The sequence below is a fragment of the Natronocella acetinitrilica genome (genome assembly GCF_024170285.1).
GTDB classification, from domain to species: Bacteria; Pseudomonadota; Gammaproteobacteria; order Nitrococcales; family Aquisalimonadaceae; genus Natronocella; species Natronocella acetinitrilica.
The window spans coordinates 188,784-205,748 of record NZ_JALJXV010000006.1; the positions used below are offsets into that span (position 1 = coordinate 188,784).

The following is a 16,965-nucleotide window of genomic DNA, read 5'->3' on the forward strand; positions in this document are numbered from 1 at the left end:
CCCTCCTTTCATCCGGATTCCCTGTCAGTTTGCCGCACAGCGTCCACCGTACGCGATACCACGTCCGGGGGACGACTCGGTGCAGCACCTTCATGGTCGGCCAAGGGAAAGCTTACGTCCACCAGGAAATGGTCCGCCGAATTCTCCAGCGGCTGGGCACGGACTGTTCCCCGCAGTTCGCCGGCGCGGGTCCGCATGTTATGCATGCCACGGCCTTCCAGCTCCGCGTGAGCCCGGTCAGAAGGACTCGCCACAATCTCGATACCGTCATTGAGAATGCCCAATTCGAGCCACCCGTCAACGAAACTCCAGCTGACGCGCAGAAATGTCGGTCTGGCGTGTCTCAACGCATTGGTAGCCGCTTCGGCGAGAATCCGCTTGAGATTGATGTACTGCCGCGCAGTCAGCCGCGGCCGCAACGAACTGCCAAGCCGTTGCTCCCAGGCAAGCGTCACGCCGTTGCCCTGCAACCGCTCACGCAACTCCAGACGCCATTCGGCCAGGGCGTCCTCAAGGTGTCGATCACACTGATCGTCCAGGGCATAGATGGATTCCCGAAGCGCCTGCAGGGCACCACGACTGAGGTCGGCCATGCGCTTGTCCGGAGCTGCATGCAGTAGGCTAAGCAACTGACCGCCGACATCGTCATGCAGGTCCCGGAGAATACGCTGGCGTTCGGTTCGTGCACCCTCGTCCCGGGCTCGACGGGCCTGACAGGTGCGCCGGGCGACGGCAAGCAGTGCGCTGACGCGATCAACATCCGATTCGCCGTAGAGTCGCTGACCGCCCCGGGCATACAGCAGCCGCAGGGAACCTCGCTGTTCGACCATGGGCACCAGCAACGCCGCCCCTGACTCCGCAAGCAGGGGCCGCTCGAGGTCGCCATCGCTGCACGTGATCGTGATGGGCATGAAGCTGCGCTGCAGCGAACTGCGCCAGCCCGCCTCCACGGCCTTGCCGGTTTCGGCGGAGAACATGCTCTGCACCAGATCCGGCAGTTCGGTAACGACAGAAGTCTGGCTACCCGGCGCCATGAGCTGCCATAGCCGCTGCCGTGCGGGGAAATAAAGCCATCCCACGAGAATGGCTGCCAGCCCCAGGGCCTGGATCGGCTGCAGGCCCAGCAGGAAGATCAGCGCCATGTCCACCAGCAGCACAGCCACGCCACCGAGGAACCAGAGCCAGACGCTGAACCACCAGCGCTCCAGATCGAAGAGGCGGTAGCGGACAACCCCCAGGGCAAAACCCACGTACATGACGGTGGCGCAGCCGACCATGGCGGTTTGCGACAGCAACGGCGCCTCGCCAAAGGCAATCGGCACGAAGTAGAGCACCAGCCCGATGCCCATGAAGAGGAAAACCGACAGGAACAGCCACTTCAGTGCTGCGCGATCCAGCGGCTCCTCGCGGGCAGCCCGCCACTGCCCCGCCGCGACCAGAACACCCAGTGCGTAGAGAATCATCAGGGGCAGGTAGAAGGTGTGCACCGGCAGATCGAAGAGTCGCAGGTTTTCGTTCAACTGGTAGACAGTCATCAGGCCAAACACGATCCAACCAGCGGGCCAGTCACCCAGCCGTCGCGGATAGTAGATGAGCAGTGCCAGGAGACCGCCAAGCAGAACGGCGAGCCCGAGGTGATTGGCGCGCATCAGCCCATCGAACAGTCCCGCGGGCAAGGCCAGTTCCCGCACCAGGTAGACGCTGTTGAAGAGCGTGGCAAGGAAGAATCCGACGCCGGAGAGCATCAGCAGCCGGGGCGCCGACGCCTGGCGACGGAACGCCCACACCGCGGCTCCGATCAACAAGGCCACGGTGCCAAACAGATTGAAGAGCCAGAATTCCGACGGCAGAGACTGGACGGGCCGGGCTTCCAGAGGCCGGGCATGCAGTCGACGACCATCCGCGAGCACAAGCACAATACCGCTGTCAGCGGCGAGCATCCGGGCGAAGCGGCCCTGGCGCTCCAAGTAGTCCACATGTTCGGCAAAAGTGGCCAGACCGTGGGGCTCCAGGGTCGGATCGTAGGCAACCAGACTTTCGAAGTGCCCGTAGACATCTCGCAGGGCAACGACTTGTTCCCCCGGCTCCAACCGGCCGCGGAGCGGGCTCTCGGGGTGAACGGCATCGACAACCAGGCCCGCCCCGTTGCTTGTCGGCGTCCATGCAACCCCGAGCCATGGTTGATGCATGGCAAGCCGAACAGCCAGCAGGATCAACAGCAACGCCAGAAAGGCGCAGCCCGCCACCAGCGGCAGTGGCGCAACGCGAAGCAGGCGATCGGATGAAGTAGCCAAGGCCAGGGGCGCTGCGGCGGCTAGGCCGGAGGATCCACGATCCCGAGATTCACTGCCTCGAGTGTGGCCTCAGCCCGGCCCGACACATTGAGCTTGCGGTAAATCGCTTTCACGTGCCCGGCGGCGGTGTTGGGTGAAATGTTCAGCACCCGTGCCACATCTGTCCGGTTCAGGCCCTTGGCCAGCAAGGCCAGCACCTCTGTCTCGCGATCGCTCAACAGTGCGCCCTTGCCTATGGTGGGGCGACGAGCAAGGGGCTGCATGGCCTGATCCTGAAAATGCCGCAGGATACGCCGGGCGATACCCGGGGCAAGCGGAGGATTGCCGCGGAGAATGCCCTGCAGCCGGTCGATGATCTGATCTTCCGGCTCATCCTTCAGCAGGTAGCCACCGGCACCGGCGGCCAGGGCCGTGAACAGATGGTGGTCGTCATCGAAAATGGTGGTCACGACCAGGAAAGTTTCAGGGGAGCGACGAGCCAGTTCGGTCACCAACGAGGAACCATTGCCGTCCGGCAGCCCCAGATCCACCAGGGCGAGATCCAGATGGGTGCCTCGCATGCGCTCCCGGGCCTGGGCCAGGGTCGCCGCCGCGATCACCGAGGCACCGCGGAATGCCCGCAGTGAAATATCCACCAGCCAGGAGCGCGCCTCCGGGTGATCATCCACAACCAGTATGCTGTTCAATCTGCTCTTCCATCCCTGTGGCTTTATCCGGTTATCCGGTGGCGGCAATCGCATGGGGTGCGAGGCCACCGGAGAACAGCGTCTTTATTATTGTCACTAGTCTGGAGTCTGAACAACCCGCACGGGAACACGGGAGAACATTCTTGGGGATGACGCTGCGTATCGTCTGGTTCAAGCGCGACCTCCGGGTGGTGGACCACGGACCCTTGCTGGATGCCGCCGAATCCGCAGACGCGGTGCTGCCGCTCTATGTCATCGAGCCGACCCTCTGGGCACAACCGGACATGGCGCCCCGCCACTGGCAGTTCATCCATGCAGCGTTGCAGGAACTGGATGCTGCGTTGAGCAGGCTGGGACAGCCCCTGGTGATTCGCCAGGGTGACGCAGCGACAATCTTCCGGGAACTGGCGGCGGCGTATCGGATCAGCGCGGTGCATGCCCACCAGGAAACGGGTAATGCCTGGACCTATCAACGGGATCTCACGGTCTCCGCGGTGCTGCGCGAGGCCGGCATTCCGCTGTTCGAGACACGTCAGCACGGGGTGGTTCGCCGCCTGGGACAACGCGATGGCTGGTCTCGGCAGTGGGAAGGGCTGATGGCGGAAGCGATCCGGCCAGCACCGGATGCCCTGCGCCCAGCCGTCGGGATCAGGGGCATCCGCCTTCCCGACCTGCCCGGTGAACTGACGGACGCCCCACGACAGCGGCACATCCAGCCCGGCGGTCGCGAGCGCGGCCTGCGTGTACTGCAGGGCTTCCTGGAGCATCGCGGCATCGGCTATTCCGGCGGCATTTCGAGCCCCGTCACCGCCTGGCAGAGCAGTTCGCGACTCAGCCCCCATCTGGCCTGGGGCACCCTGTCGCTACGGGAGGTGGTTCACGCCAGCCGCGCTCGTCGCCAGAGCCTGCGCGATGAGGCAGCCTCTCCGGAACGCAGACGCTGGTTGCGGTCCCTGCGCAACTTCGAAGAGCGCCTCCACTGGCATTGTCATTTCATGCAGAAACTGGAGAGCGAGCCACGCATCGAGTTCGAGAACATGCACAGGGCCTGCGACGGTCTGCGTGAAAACGAATTCCGCCAGGACCGTTTCGATGCCTGGTGCCGGGGCGAAACCGGACTGCCGCTGGTGGATGCCTGCATGCGCGCCGTCAACGCCGGCGGCTGGCTCAATTTCCGGATGCGCGCGCTGGTGGTCTCGTTTGCCGCCTATCATCTCTGGCTGCACTGGCGGCAGCCCGCGCTTTACCTGGCACGGCAATTCACCGACTACGAACCCGGGATCCATTACTGCCAGTTCCAGATGCAATCGGGCACCACCGGCATCAACACCCTGCGCATCTACAACCCGGTCAAGCAAAGCCGAGATCAGGACCCGGATGGCGTATTCATTCGCCGCTGGATACCGGAACTGGGGCAGGTGCCCACCCGCTGGCTGCACGAGCCGTGGACCATGCCCGAGGCGGTGCAACGGGACAGTGGCTGCCGCCTGGGCGAGGATTACCCCTTGCAGGTGGTGGAACACGAGCAGGCCGCCCGGGAAGCGCGGCAGCGGTTCACACCGATCCGGCGTAGTGCGGCGGCCAACGCCGAGGCGGACGCCATTCGCCATAAGCATGGCAGCCGTAGAAGACCTGCACCCAGGCGAACGCGCCCCAGGCCGCAACCGCCCCAGCTCAGCCTGTTCGGGGACGATGGCCATGAAGAAAGCTGATCTGCCGGAGAAAGTCTGCGCGGTGTGCGGCCGTCCCTTCACCTGGCGCAAAAAATGGGCGAAGGTCTGGGACGAGGTCCGCTATTGTTCAGAGCGATGCCGGCGCAATCGCCGACGTTGAGCGTTTCACCCGGAGACAGCGTCCCGATGCGCTTGGGCCTGACGGCGGATCGCGGTCAGCTCGGTGGCGTCGAGTCGATCGAGATTGCGCAGCTGCATCGACATGCGGCCCACTGCTTGCAGACGTTCACGGTTACGCTGCAGGAAGTCCCAGTACAGTGTGGTGAATGGGCAGGCCGCCTCCCCGGTGCGTCGTTCCGGATCAAAGCGACAATCAGCGCAGTGGTTGCTCATGCGCCGGATGTACTTGCCAGTGGCGCAATAGGGTTTGGAGGCCATGGTGCCATCGTCGGCGAACTGGCTCATGCCGATGGTGTTGGGGGCTTCCACCCATTCCACGGCATCCACGTATACGGCGAGATACCAGCGATGCACGGCATCCGGATGCACGCCGTAGAGCAGCATGTACAGGCCGGTGACCATGAGTCGCTGGATATGGTGAGCATAGCCGTAGCGCAGCGTCTGGCCAATGGCGTCGGCGAGGCAGCGCATGTCGGTGTCGCCGGTCCAGAAGAACGTCGGCAGCGGCGCCTGCGCATCCAGCGCGTTGCCCTGCAGATAATCGGGCATGGAGCGCCAGTAGATGCCGCGAACGTATTCCCGCCAACCGAGTATCTGCCGGATAAAGCCCTCTACGGATTGTAACGGCGCCAGACCCTCGGCATACGCCCGCTCCGCCGCCGCCACCGCGGCACGGGGCGACAGCAGCTTGAGGTTCATGGCGGCAGACAACCGCGAATGGTACAGCCAGGGCTGATTCGCCCACAGGGCGTCCTGGTAGGGGCCGAAGGCGGCGAGCCGATGATTGACGAAATCCTCCAGGGCCTGCCCGGCATCCCCGGGGGTGACGGGCCAATCGAAATCATCCAGTGTCCCGGGATGATCGGCGAACCGGTGCTCGACCAGAGCGATGACATCGCGGGTTGTTGGGTCCGGCGGAAATGCCCTGGGGGCCGGGATTCGGCCTGGCCCACTGCTGCCGAAATCACGGCGATTGTCCTTGTCGAAGTTCCACTGCCCGCCGAGGGGCTGATCACCGTCCATCAAAACAGCAAAGCGCTTGCGCAGGGCACGATAGTAGTATTCGAGCCGCAACTGCTTGCGCCCTTCCGCCCAGGCATTGAAGCCAGCCGGCGTGTCGAAGAAATGCTCGTCGTCGACAACATCCAGCGGCACACCTGCCTGGTCACAGGCGCTGCGCAGCCTCTGCAGCACCCGGTAGTCCCCGGGCTGCAGCACTCTCACGCGCTCCGGAGTCAACCTGGCGATGTCTTCGGTCAGCGCGGCGTCGAGACCGCTTGCCGTGTGCTGATCAAGGCAACGGTACTGAACCCGCCAGCCGTCCGCCTCACGTTCGTCGCGGAAGTGCCGCATTGCCGACAGGAACAGCACGATCCGCGCCTTGTGGGACCACACATGGGTGGACTCCTCATCGACCTCGGCCATCCACAGTTGATCCTGCGAGGCATCACCCTGTCGCAGCAACGCACTGTCGGGATCGAGTTGATCGCCCAGACAGACCAGCAGATGGCGAACGCAGGTCATGGCATTTCCTCTCTGAACAGCCATGGACGCAACTGGGCGCCCGGTGTAAGGTTTTGCAGCTTGTCAACACCGATCCACCCGGAGGTGCAGCATGTCCCGCTTCAAGCCCGAGGCAGTCGAGCTTTTCGTGTCCACGGACGTGGAGACCGATGGCCCGGCGCCCGGCTCCCATTCCATGCTGTCGCTCGCTTCTGCGGTGTTCAATCCCGAGGGCGAACTGGTCGACACCTTCTCCGCCAACCTGGAACCGCTGCCCGACGCAACGGCGGACCGCGACACCATGGCCTGGTGGGCCGAGCGGCCGGAGGCCTGGGGAGCAGCGACCAGCAATGCGAAAGACCCCGCGACGGTTATGGCCGACTATGCTGCGTGGTTGCGGGGCCTGCCGGGCAAGCCGATTTTTCTCGGTTACCCGGTCGCCTTCGATTTCCCCTTTGTCAGCCATTACCTGGTTCGGTTCACCGGTACCAACCCGTTCGGCCGCTCGGCCATCGACATACACAGCTACGCCATGGCCGTTCTACAAACCGCGAGCCTGGGCCGGGTCATTCCGCGCCGCATGCCGCCCCACTGGATCGAGGGTGATTCAGTGGCCAGTCATATCGCGCTGGATGACGCAACCCGCCAGGGGCTGCTCTTCATCCGCATGTACCAGGAGAACCTGCGTCGCGACAGCGGCGATTCGCCTGATGCCGAGTCGATGTCGGAGTATCCGGAATGGTAGCGGGTCAGAATGACCGCGGGAGCCGGCGGCATGCGTAGCGAGTTGCCCGCCGTGATCCTGGCGGGCTTGCTGATCGCAATGCCAGCGCTCGGCATCGCACTGTTTGGCGACGCCGCCTACACCGCCCTGCGCTACGACAACCTGGCAATGACGGCCGGCGAATGGTGGCGCGGTCTGACCGGACACTGGGTTCACCTGGGTCGTGAGCATCTTGTTCTCAACATGCTGTCGCTGGCTATTCTCACATTGCTGGTGGGCCCATGGCTCGGACCAGCGGGCATGCTCCTCACCGCTCCGCTTGCGGCTATCGGTATCAGCGCGGCCTTCTGGCTGCTTCACCCGGAACTGTTCTGGTACGCGGGCCTCTCCGGGGTTACGGCGGCACTGTGGGCTGCGGGTGCGATCAGGGGGTTTCGCGGCGGATCGTGGTTCGCCGCCCTGGTGCTACTGGCCCTGGTAGCCAAGCTGGCGGCGGATTTCTTCACCACCGCACCGGTATCGGTCTCGCAACTGATCGGTGGCCCGGTGGTCATACAAGCCCATCTGTATGGAGCGCTTGCCGGCGTCTGCATCGGGCTTCTCCTGCCCAGGCCCGGCTAAGGCGACCGATTTCAAGCGCGGGAGCAACTCGAATGGACTGGAGCGCCGAACGAGCAGCAGGCCTCACCAGACTGCAGGCCTACCTGCCCCGGGCGGGTCGGGACTACGCCCGGCTGCGCAATCACGACCTGGGGCCCCAGCACCACGAGCACGTCTCGCAACTCTCCCCGTGGGTACGCCATCGGTTGATTCGCGAAGAGGAGATCATCGCCGGGGTATTGGAACACCACTCGGCGGAGGGTGCCGAAAAATTCATCCAGGAAGTCTGCTGGCGCACGTATTGGAAAGGCTGGCTGGAACTGCGGCCCTGGGTCTGGCAGGCGTATCGCCGGGAGGTCGCCCTGGGGCTTGCCGAGGTGGACGACGATACCAGGCTGTCCGAGCGTCTCAACCGGGCCTGTCAGGGCCGTACCGGGATCGACTGTTTCGACCACTGGATCGCCGAACTGCGTGACACGGGCTATCTGCACAACCATGCCCGCATGTGGTTCGCCAGCATCTGGACGTTCACCCTCAAACTGCCATGGGCCCTGGGTGCGGACCACTTCCTGCGCCATCTGCTGGACGGCGACGCGGCGAGCAACACGCTGTCCTGGCGGTGGGTTGCAGGGCTGCAAACCCGAGGCAAGGCCTACCTCGCACGGCCCGACAACATTGCCCGCTATACCGAGGGACGATTTCGCCCCGGCTCCAGCGAGTTGGCGGATGCCGCCTTCGAGGTACGCGATATGGCCGAGATGGGTGATCCGCGCCCGCTGCAGGCAGCCACGGAGGTCGCGTCCGGGAAGCGCACCGGCCTGCTGTTCACCGAGGACGAACTGACGCCGGAACTCTGGCTTGGTGATGTGGCAATCTCAACAGCGCTTGCCATTGACTGCAGCGCTGACCGGGGCCCCGGCACGGTGGCACCACTGGTCAGGGACTTCACCCGGCAGGCCATTGCGGACGCCTGCCGCCGGACAACGGCGCACTGGGACGTGGATTGCGAACAGCTGGATGCCGCGGTAGCGGGCCGCGAGGTGGAAGACTGGGTGAGACGCAACCAGCTTGAGCAGGTGGTCATACCGTGGACGCCCATCGGCCCGGGTGGTGATGTGGTGGAGGTTCTGGCCGGGATGCTCGAATCACACGGGGTGCATGTGGTTACGCCGCGCAATCGCTGGGACGAACTGGCCTGGCCCCACGCGACCCACGGGTTCTTCCGCTTCCGGAAGCACATCCCGACGCTTCTCGATGCGCTGGCGGGCAGATAACGCCGTCAGTACATCATCTGGAAGAGTTTCTGCCGGTAGCGGCGCGCCTCGGGATGCTCAAGGCCCAGCAGATCGAAGACTTCCAGCAGAGTCTGGCGGGCCTGACCCTCGTTCCAGTCGGCATGGCGGCGAATCAGCACCAGCAACTCTTCCATGGCGGCGGCATATTCGCCTCGGGCGATGAGTTGCAAGGCCAGCTGGTGCCGCGGCTCGGGCTGATCCCCTTCGGCCAGCGCCGCCTGCAGGCTGGCCAGATCAGGCAAACCGGCAACACGCTCGGCAAAGGCGCGCTGGGCGCGCATGCCTTTCACCCGATCATCATTGGCGGCATCGGCAGGCAGGTTGGAGAGCAGGGCTTCGGCACCGGCTGCATCGCCCTCATGCAGACGCGCCCGGGCGAGGTCGATGCGGATATCCGTATCGTCGGGGCTTGCCGCGTAGGCCTCCTCGAGCAGGGGCAGCGCTCCCGCAAAGTCGCCCTCCCCGATGAGCACCGCAGCCTTTGCGGCAGGCGATTCCTCGGCAGCCGGGACGTGGGCATCAAGCAACTTGCGGATTTCGCCTTCCGGCTGAAGCCCCTGGAACTGCCCGACGATCTGGCCGTCCTTGACCAGTATGACCGTCGGCAGGCTGCGTATGCCTACCTGGGTCGCCAGCATCTGCTCCTGGTCACAGTCCACCTTGGCCAGTACGAAACGGCCGTCGTACTCGTGGGCCAGTCGCTCAATCACGGGCATCAGCTGCTTGCAGGGCTCGCACCAGTCTGCCCAGAAGTCCACCAGTACAGGTGTCTGGCGTGAGACTTCCATGACTTCGGCGGCAAAACTGCCGGCGGTCACATGCTTGATGTAGGGCACCTGCTCGCTCATTTCCACTCCCTCTGACGGGCGAACTTCGGGAGCGCAATTCTACTCACCTTGTCACCCCCTTGGCCACGCTTCACCGCCGCCGCATCCAGTCGCCACCGGGAATGGTCGGCAGGCACATGGCCCCGGGACGGAAAATATAGATCCACGCCCCGCCCCAGGGCGTCTCGAGCAGGCTGCGATCGTAGCTGCGCGGGTAGTCCTCGAGGCGGTCGAGTTGCGCCATGATGCGGGGCGTGACCTGATAGACCTCGCCGTGGATGGCATGCGTCCCCCCCATGACGACGCCGGGATAGGCACCGCAGTCCAGCATGGTGTAGCGGGGTTCGGTCCAGTGTGTCCCCAGACATCGCCCTGCCGTCAACAGGCGATGGTTACTGCCTCCGGCGCGCAGCGTGCCATAAACGAAGACCCGTTGTTTCAGGGGCATGGGTGATGACTCCAGTCGGCGACGTTTTGCATGCTGCCGGTCTCTGTTGCGCCGCCTCATGAACATGTACTCTCTTAGCCACCCAGGCGGGTGCACGACCCCAGAGTGACGCAGACAGTCTTGCCGAAGAGGATTCAATGACGCAACAGGCCGAGGCATCGCAGAGCGGCAAGAACACGGCAACCGAGTTGGTACTGGTCGGAATAGGCGCCTCCGCCGGGGGCCTGGAAGCGCTTCGCAGCCTGGTCAATGCCCTGCGGCCCGACGAACACCTTGCATTCGTCGTGGCGCAGCATCTTTCACCGACACACCAGAGCATGCTGGTGCAGTTACTGGCGCGGGAGACCACGCTTCCGGTAATTCAGGTCGAAGACGGAATGCTGCCACAGCCGTCAACCATCCATATCACACCGGCCAACAGCAACATTGTCGTCGACGACGGCCTGCTGCGACTGAGCCAGCCGGAGGAGCGCCCCGTCCCCAAGCCGTCGGTGGATGCCTTCTTCCGCTCCCTTGCAGATGCATTTGGCGAACATGCGGTAGGTGTTGTCCTGTCGGGGACCGGCACCGACGGCAGTCACGGTATCCGGGCGATCAAGTCGTCTGGTGGTTTCACCTTCGCGCAGACGCCGGCCAACGCCAAGTACGACGGTATGCCGCGGGCGGCCATCGATACGGGTTGCGTCGATTTCGTGATGGAACCCGCGGCCATCGCAACGGAACTCATGCGTATCACCACGCTGTCGCGGGATGTGGAACTGCCATCGGGAAGTTCGCCGCTACCGCCCGTCTATGAGCGCATCGCCCGCCTGGTTCAGAAGCGCGGTGGGCTGGACCTTAGCGCCTACAAGGACAAGACCGTCCAGCGGCGCCTTCGCCGTCGCCTCGCCGCGAATCACGTCAATGCGCTGGAAGACTACGAACAACTACTCCGCCAGAACCCGGAGGAAGTGGACCGCCTGGCGCGGGAGATCCTCATCTCCGTGACCTCATTCTTCCGGGATCCGGAGGCTTTCCGCGCCCTGGAGGCGCCCCTCATGGAGTTGCTCGAGCGTAAACCCCTGACCGAGGACATTCGTATCTGGGTCCCGGGCTGCGCCACCGGGGAGGAGGCCTACAGCCTCGCCATCATGCTCTGCGAATTGACCCGGGGCACCATGGACGATGTGCGTGTTCAGGTCTTCGCAACGGATCTGGACGCCCAGGCGCTGGGTGTCGCCCGACGCGGCATCTATGATGAGTCGTCGTTCAATGACATGCCCACGGACCTCATCGAGCGGTACTTCGAACACCGTGGCGGTCAGTACAAGGTCACCAAGCGACTGCGGGACATGCTGGTGTTTGCCCGCCAGAACCTTTTGCAGGATCCACCTTTCCTGCGGCTCGATCTGGTCAGTTGCCGCAACCTGCTGATCTACTTCAACCAGTCAGCCCAGCAGCGCCTGTTCGAGACGTTTCACTACGCCTTGAACCCGGGTGGCCTGCTGTTCCTCGGAAAATCCGAGGCAGCCACCAGGCACGAGCAACTGTTCGCCAGCGTGCATGCACGCTGGCGGGTGTACCGGCGACACGGTGGAGCGCCCAACAGCGCCGGTGCCCGCTATCGCAGCTATCGCCCCGGGCGCAATGAGTTGGCCGAGGCTGTAGAGCCACCGGCGCCGCGGCGCCCATCGGTTTATGACCGCATGATCAAGGTGGCCCTGGAGCACTATGCGCCGGCCAGTCTGCTGGTGGATGAAAAGCTGACCATCCATCACCTGCTCGGTGACGTAAGCCGCTATCTGCGCTTTCCCTCCGGCGAACCCGACTTCAGCCTGCGCAACCTGGCACGTCGGGAAATGCGGGTCGACCTTGCCGCCCTGATCACCCGCGTCAAGAAGGAACGCCGTAACGTCTCGAGCCGCGTCATCCGTCTCGGACCCGACGAGGAATCCGTCCGGGTGACGGTCCACCCCGTGGCAGCCAGTGCCGACGACTCCCTGCTCTTCCTGATCAGCTTCGAGGCCATGCGGCCTCAGCCACAGGGGACCGCCGAGGCCTCGGATATCGTTCCCGACGAGGCGGACCGGCGGATTCGGGAACTTGAAGATGAGCTTGCCGCCACCCGCGAGCATCTGCAGACGGTGATCGAGGAACTGGAAACCACCAACGAGGAACTGCAATCCAGCAACGAGGAGTTGCAATCCTCCAACGAGGAGCTGCAATCCTCGAACGAGGAACTGGAAACTACTAACGAAGAGTTGCAGTCCTCCAACGAGGAACTCACCACCGTCAACGAGGAGTTGAACAGCAAGACCATCGAACTGAACGCTGCCTATTCGGACCTGGAAAACGTCAAGGACAGCTTGGCAGACGCGCTGATCGTGGTGGACGAAAAGCTGCGCATCAAGTTCTACAACCCCGCCTGTGAGCGCATCTTCTCCCTGGGCCCGGAGAACTTCGGCACGCTGCTGCCGGATGTGGAACGCCGCATTGACCTGCCGCGCTTCAGCCAACGGCTCAAGCAGGTCGTCACCAAGGGCGAGGCGGTGGAGGTACAGATCACCCATTCGGTGGCGGTCACCGAGGAAGGCGACAATACCACCAGCAACCGGGCACGCTACTACCTGTTGCGCATGCGGCCCTACTACGATCAGAACCGCTCCATTCGCGGCGCCGTGATCACCTTCTTCGACAACACACGCATCAAGCAGGCTGAACGCAGTGCCCGGGAAAGCGAGGCCCGCCTGCATGCCATTCTCGATCATTCACCGCTGATCACGGCCCTGAAGGACCCGCACGGGCGCTATCTGTACGCTAACCGGGCGGCGGCGCATGTATTCGACCGTGAGCCCGATGCCATGATCGGTCTGACGGAGGCGGATCTGCTCCCCGCCCAGGAGGCGGACCGCATCGCCCAGCGGGAACACGAGGCCGTTGCCAACCGCAAGCTGCTGGAAGACGTCGAGACCATGACCATCGACGGCAGGGAGCGCAGCTTCATCGTGGTGCGATTCCCGCTGTTCGACGAGGAAGACAAACTCTACGCACTCTGCGTCAAGGCACTGGATATCACCGAGCGCCTGCATGCCGAGCAACAGGTCCGGCTGCAATCCAAGGCGCTGGACGCGTCCATGGACGGCATTCTCATCGCCGATGCCCGCGCAGGTGACCGACCCATCGTTTATGCAAACCCGGCGTTTTCTCGCATCACCGGCTACCCCGAGGAGACGGTCCTGGGGCGCAATTGCCGGTTCCTGCAGGGCCCGGACACCGATCCGGAGAGCCTCAACGAGATACGCCAGGCCCTGGACGAAGGCCGCCCCGGCCGGGCGCTGCTGCGCAACTATCGCAAGTCCGGCGAAGCTTTCTGGAATGAGCTGTCGGTGTTTCCGGTCCACGACGACAACGAGCAGCTTACCCACTTCGTCGGCATCCAGGAGGACGTCACCCATCGGGTGGAAACCGAGCAGGCGCTAAGGGCAAACCAGGAACGGCTGAGCAAGGCCCAGGAATTCGCCCGTGTCGTGCACTTTGAATGGACCACCGACGCCTCGGGGAGGCTCACCGCCGGTGATGGCCTGCGCGAGTTGTTCGATCTGCCGGCGGATGCGGCGCTACAAGGCCGCAAGCTGCTACGGCAGATCCCTGCACAGGACCGTCACGCCCTGCTGCGGGCTCTGGGACGCTGTCTGCGCGAGGGCGTGGAACTCAATCTCGAATTCCGACTCACCCATGAGACGGACGAACGCTGGTTGCACGCACGTGCACACACGCTGCGGGACAAGGAGCGAGGCGTCACCCGCATGCTCGGCCTGGTTCAGGACATCACCTTGCGCAAGGCGGTGGAGCAGGCCCTCGTGGCGGCACGACTGGAAGCGGAGTCCGCCAACCGGGCGAAGTCCGAGTTTCTCTCTCACATGAGCCATGAACTGCGCACCCCACTTAACGCGGTGCTGGGTTTCGCGCAGTTGCTGGAGGCCGATGACGAGCAACCCCTGTCGGAGAACCAGCAACAGCAGGTGGCTCAGATCCTCTCCGCCGGCTGGCATCTGCTGGATCTCATTTCGGAGATACTGGATCTGGCGAAGATCGAGTCCGGGCGGCTGCAGATGCGCCGGAGCCACGTGCGCCCCTCGGACATCGCGTCCAATTGCCTGGGCACCGTCTCCCAGATGGCAAAGGAATACGACGTCACGCTGCAGGCCGATGTCACAGACGACGAACTGATCGACGCAGATGCCACGCGGCTCACCCAGGTGCTGCTCAACCTGCTGACCAACGCCATCAAGTACAACCGCCCCGGCGGCACGGTGGAGTTGCAGGTGCATCAGGACAATCGCAACTGCGTCTTTACCGTGCGTGATACCGGGCTTGGTATCCCCGAGCACCGGCGCAACGAGCTCTTCCAGGCGTTCAACCGACTCGGCCGCGAAGGCGGCCGGATCCAGGGGACCGGCATCGGTCTCGTCGTATGCCGCCGCATGGTGGAACTGATGGGCGGCACGATCAGCGTGGAATCCGAGGAAACCGTGGGAAGCGCATTCTCCGTTACCCTGCCCCACGCCCTGGACTCTGGCGCAGTCCACGCACCCGCGGAAACAAAAGCAGCGCCGCCCACCTCGAGACCGGCGGATGTCAGCGACATCCGCCGGGTGCTGTATATCGAGGATAATGAAAGCAATCGTCTGCTGGCACGACAGATCTTTCAGCGCCAGAAACACCTGGAGCTGCTGGAGGCGCGGGATGCGGAAAGCGGTATCGTGATGGCCCAGACCGAATCTCCAGACCTTATCCTGATGGACCTGCATCTACCGGGAATGGACGGCTTTCAGGCGCTGGAGGTTCTGCGGGGCAATAGCGTGACCGCCAACATTCCGGTGGTGGCGGTGAGCGCTGACGTGGCGGAAACCACGGCGCAGCGCATTCTGCAGGCAGGTTTCTCCGAGCACCTGGTCAAACCGCTGACCCTGAACGGGCTACTCGAAGCCCTGCGAATCGAGTTGCCTCGCTAGTGTCTCTGCGGGCCCGCATCAATGCCGTAGATGGCCTCTACGGCGTTTCCCCGACCGTGGAAACGCAAGTCGCTGCACAGACCCCGCACCAGTCGCAGACCACGACCACTGAATTCGTTCTCTGCGGCGGGGCGGTGCAGCGTCGGCACGAGACGGTCGTGGTCGAATCCCGGACCGCTGTCCCGCACCCGGATGACTAGCTGACGCCCCGTCGTCGCATGTTTTCGCAGCGCCACCTCGAGCTGCAGCGATCCGTCCCGAAGGGTTTCCAGGCGATGCCGCCGCAGATCGTAATAATCATCGAATCCCGATGCATCCCGCTTCAGTGATGAATTCATGGCCAGCATGCCGTGCTCAAGGGCGTTGGTGAACAGCTCGGTAATGATGGTCAGAATCCGACGGCCATCCTCGGCAGCAAGCTTCTCGATGTCGACGATAAGCTGAACCAGGGCCGGAATCGGGCTGGCCTGTCGCATGGCCTCCGCATCGAACAACATGGAAAGCGTCCACATCGCCGGGGCGGATTGCGACCGCTCAAGCAATGCTGTCTCCATGAGCTGGTCCGGCCGCAGGGCCAGGATGGTCAGGTCATCCACGCGCTGCCGCTGGCCACGGAATTCATCCAGCCTTTGGCCGAGCTGCGTTGCATCCCCTCCCGTGGCCCTGACCGCCTCGCGCAATCGCGATTCGCCAAAGGGCTCGCCCTGTGGATTGCGGGCCTCGGTAACACCATCGCTGTAGAGCAGCAGCAGGTCGCCGGGCTCGAGATTGCAGTAGCAGCAGAGCCGATCGTGACTGCGGATGCGCTCCTCGATACCCAGGGGCAGATGGGTAGAGGGCAAGCGTTCCACCAGTTCTCCATCACGCAACCACAACAGATCAGGCATACCACCATTCCAGACACTTACCGTGCGGCCATCCGGCGACACCGATACCAGTGCCGCCGCGAGAAAAAGATTGGCGGGCAGGTAGACGTAGAGGCGCTGGTTAATGGCATCAATGATCTCACCAGGATCCCGGCCTTCCCGCACCATGCGGTGGAACAGGTCGGATACCGGAACCGAGCCCATGGCAGCAGCCACGCCGTGGCCAGTGAAATCACCAACCAGGATGTCGGCCCGCCCCGACGGCGCGCGAGCGGCCAGTAGCATGTCACCACTGAGGATATCGGCAGGCTGGTAGCAATAGTCGATCCCGGACTGCTGACGCAGCAGATCCGAGCGCAGGGCTTTTTCCATGATGTCCCTGGCCAGGCGCTGATCGACCTCGTTTCGGGTCTGGTAGGCGTCAAGCTCGTCCCGTTGGGTACGGACGGTGCGGTAGAGGTCCTTGATGCGCAGCCAGGAATCGATCTTCGCGTTCAACTGGACTCGGTTCACGGGTTTGGAGACGAAGTCGTCGCCACCGCATTCCACGCACTGGGCCAGTTGCTGCTCGTCACTAAGCGCGGTCACGAACAACACGGGGGTGAACCAGTCCCCCTGCGCGGCCTTGATGCGGCGCGTGGCCTCATAGCCGTCCATCTCCGGCATGAGCACATCCATCAACACCAGATCCGGCGGCTGCTCGGCGAACAGCTCAACGGCCTCGCGCCCGTTCCCCGCCTGCACCACGGTCATGCCCCGCCCGCGCAGCATGCCCTCAAGCAGCTGTCGATTCACCGGCTCATCGTCAACGATGAGCACGACGCCATTGGAGGCCGGTTTGGCCCCCGCAGCAGGATCGCGCTCAGCGGCCACCA

At 63.8% G+C, this 16,965-nt stretch carries 12 protein-coding genes; 6 read left to right on the plus strand and 6 right to left on the minus strand.

What is annotated here, in order from left to right:
• Nucleotides 1-8: 8 nt before the first annotated feature.
• Together J2T57_RS13405 and J2T57_RS13410 are read right to left on the minus strand one after the other, a co-directional pair.
• Entirely contained in the window at nucleotides 9-2,294 is a 2,286-nt protein-coding gene (locus tag J2T57_RS13405) for a sensor histidine kinase (RefSeq protein ID WP_253479119.1), read from the minus strand.
• A 20-nt stretch (nucleotides 2,295-2,314) separates the two neighbouring features.
• Nucleotides 2,315-2,980 (minus strand): response regulator, encoded by a 666-nt coding sequence (locus J2T57_RS13410; RefSeq protein ID WP_253479120.1) that lies wholly within the window; start codon nucleotides 2,978-2,980, stop codon nucleotides 2,315-2,317.
• Between the two features lie 149 nt (nucleotides 2,981-3,129).
• On the opposite strand from J2T57_RS13410, the gene J2T57_RS13415 reads away from it, so the two are divergent.
• Together J2T57_RS13415 and J2T57_RS13420 are read left to right on the plus strand one after the other, a co-directional pair.
• Nucleotides 3,130-4,692, plus strand: coding sequence for an FAD-binding domain-containing protein (locus tag J2T57_RS13415; protein ID WP_436262709.1), 1,563 nt, complete (start codon nucleotides 3,130-3,132; stop codon nucleotides 4,690-4,692).
• Nucleotides 4,679-4,813, plus strand: coding sequence for a DUF2256 domain-containing protein (locus J2T57_RS13420; RefSeq protein ID WP_253479124.1), 135 nt, complete (start codon nucleotides 4,679-4,681; stop codon nucleotides 4,811-4,813). Before J2T57_RS13415 ends, J2T57_RS13420 begins: the two co-directional genes overlap by 14 nt.
• Nucleotides 4,814-4,818: 5 nt before the next feature.
• On the opposite strand, the gene J2T57_RS13425 is transcribed toward J2T57_RS13420, so the two are convergent.
• Entirely contained in the window at nucleotides 4,819-6,357 is a 1,539-nt protein-coding gene (locus tag J2T57_RS13425; protein ID WP_253479126.1) for a cryptochrome/photolyase family protein, read from the minus strand.
• 91 nt (nucleotides 6,358-6,448) lie between these two features.
• On the opposite strand from J2T57_RS13425, the gene J2T57_RS13430 reads away from it, so the two are divergent.
• Genes J2T57_RS13430 through J2T57_RS13440 form a run of 3 tightly spaced genes read left to right on the plus strand, consistent with a single transcriptional unit; the run spans nucleotide 6,449 to nucleotide 8,934 of the window.
• Complete coding sequence (locus J2T57_RS13430; RefSeq protein ID WP_253479128.1) at nucleotides 6,449-7,081, plus strand: 3'-5' exonuclease family protein; 633 nt, start codon at nucleotides 6,449-6,451, stop codon at nucleotides 7,079-7,081.
• A gap of 30 nt (nucleotides 7,082-7,111) precedes the next feature.
• Nucleotides 7,112-7,681: a rhombosortase gene (rrtA, locus tag J2T57_RS13435; protein WP_253479130.1), complete on the plus strand. Its 570-nt coding sequence runs from the start codon at nucleotides 7,112-7,114 to the stop codon at nucleotides 7,679-7,681.
• Between the two features lie 32 nt (nucleotides 7,682-7,713).
• The gene (locus J2T57_RS13440) at nucleotides 7,714-8,934 is read left to right on the plus strand and encodes an FAD-binding domain-containing protein (protein ID WP_253479132.1); all 1,221 of its coding nucleotides are present in this window, start codon (nucleotides 7,714-7,716) and stop codon (nucleotides 8,932-8,934) included.
• Between the two features lie 5 nt (nucleotides 8,935-8,939).
• Here J2T57_RS13440 and trxA read toward each other — a convergent pair whose 3' ends face one another.
• Nucleotides 8,940-9,803, minus strand: a complete 864-nt coding sequence (gene trxA, locus J2T57_RS13445) for a thioredoxin (protein WP_253479134.1) — start codon at nucleotides 9,801-9,803, stop codon at nucleotides 8,940-8,942.
• Between the two features lie 70 nt (nucleotides 9,804-9,873).
• Entirely contained in the window at nucleotides 9,874-10,230 is a 357-nt protein-coding gene (locus J2T57_RS13450) for a gamma-glutamylcyclotransferase family protein (protein ID WP_253479136.1), read from the minus strand.
• A 137-nt stretch (nucleotides 10,231-10,367) separates the two neighbouring features.
• Between J2T57_RS13450 and J2T57_RS13455 the strand changes: the two genes are divergently transcribed.
• Nucleotides 10,368-15,224, plus strand: coding sequence for a chemotaxis protein CheB (locus J2T57_RS13455; RefSeq protein ID WP_253479138.1), 4,857 nt, complete (start codon nucleotides 10,368-10,370; stop codon nucleotides 15,222-15,224).
• Here the strand turns inward: J2T57_RS13455 and J2T57_RS13460 are convergent.
• Nucleotides 15,221-16,963, minus strand: coding sequence for an ATP-binding SpoIIE family protein phosphatase (locus J2T57_RS13460; protein WP_253479140.1), 1,743 nt, complete (start codon nucleotides 16,961-16,963; stop codon nucleotides 15,221-15,223). The two genes, J2T57_RS13455 and J2T57_RS13460, sit on opposite strands and share 4 nt — an antisense overlap.
• Between the last annotated feature and the right edge of the window lie 2 nt (nucleotides 16,964-16,965).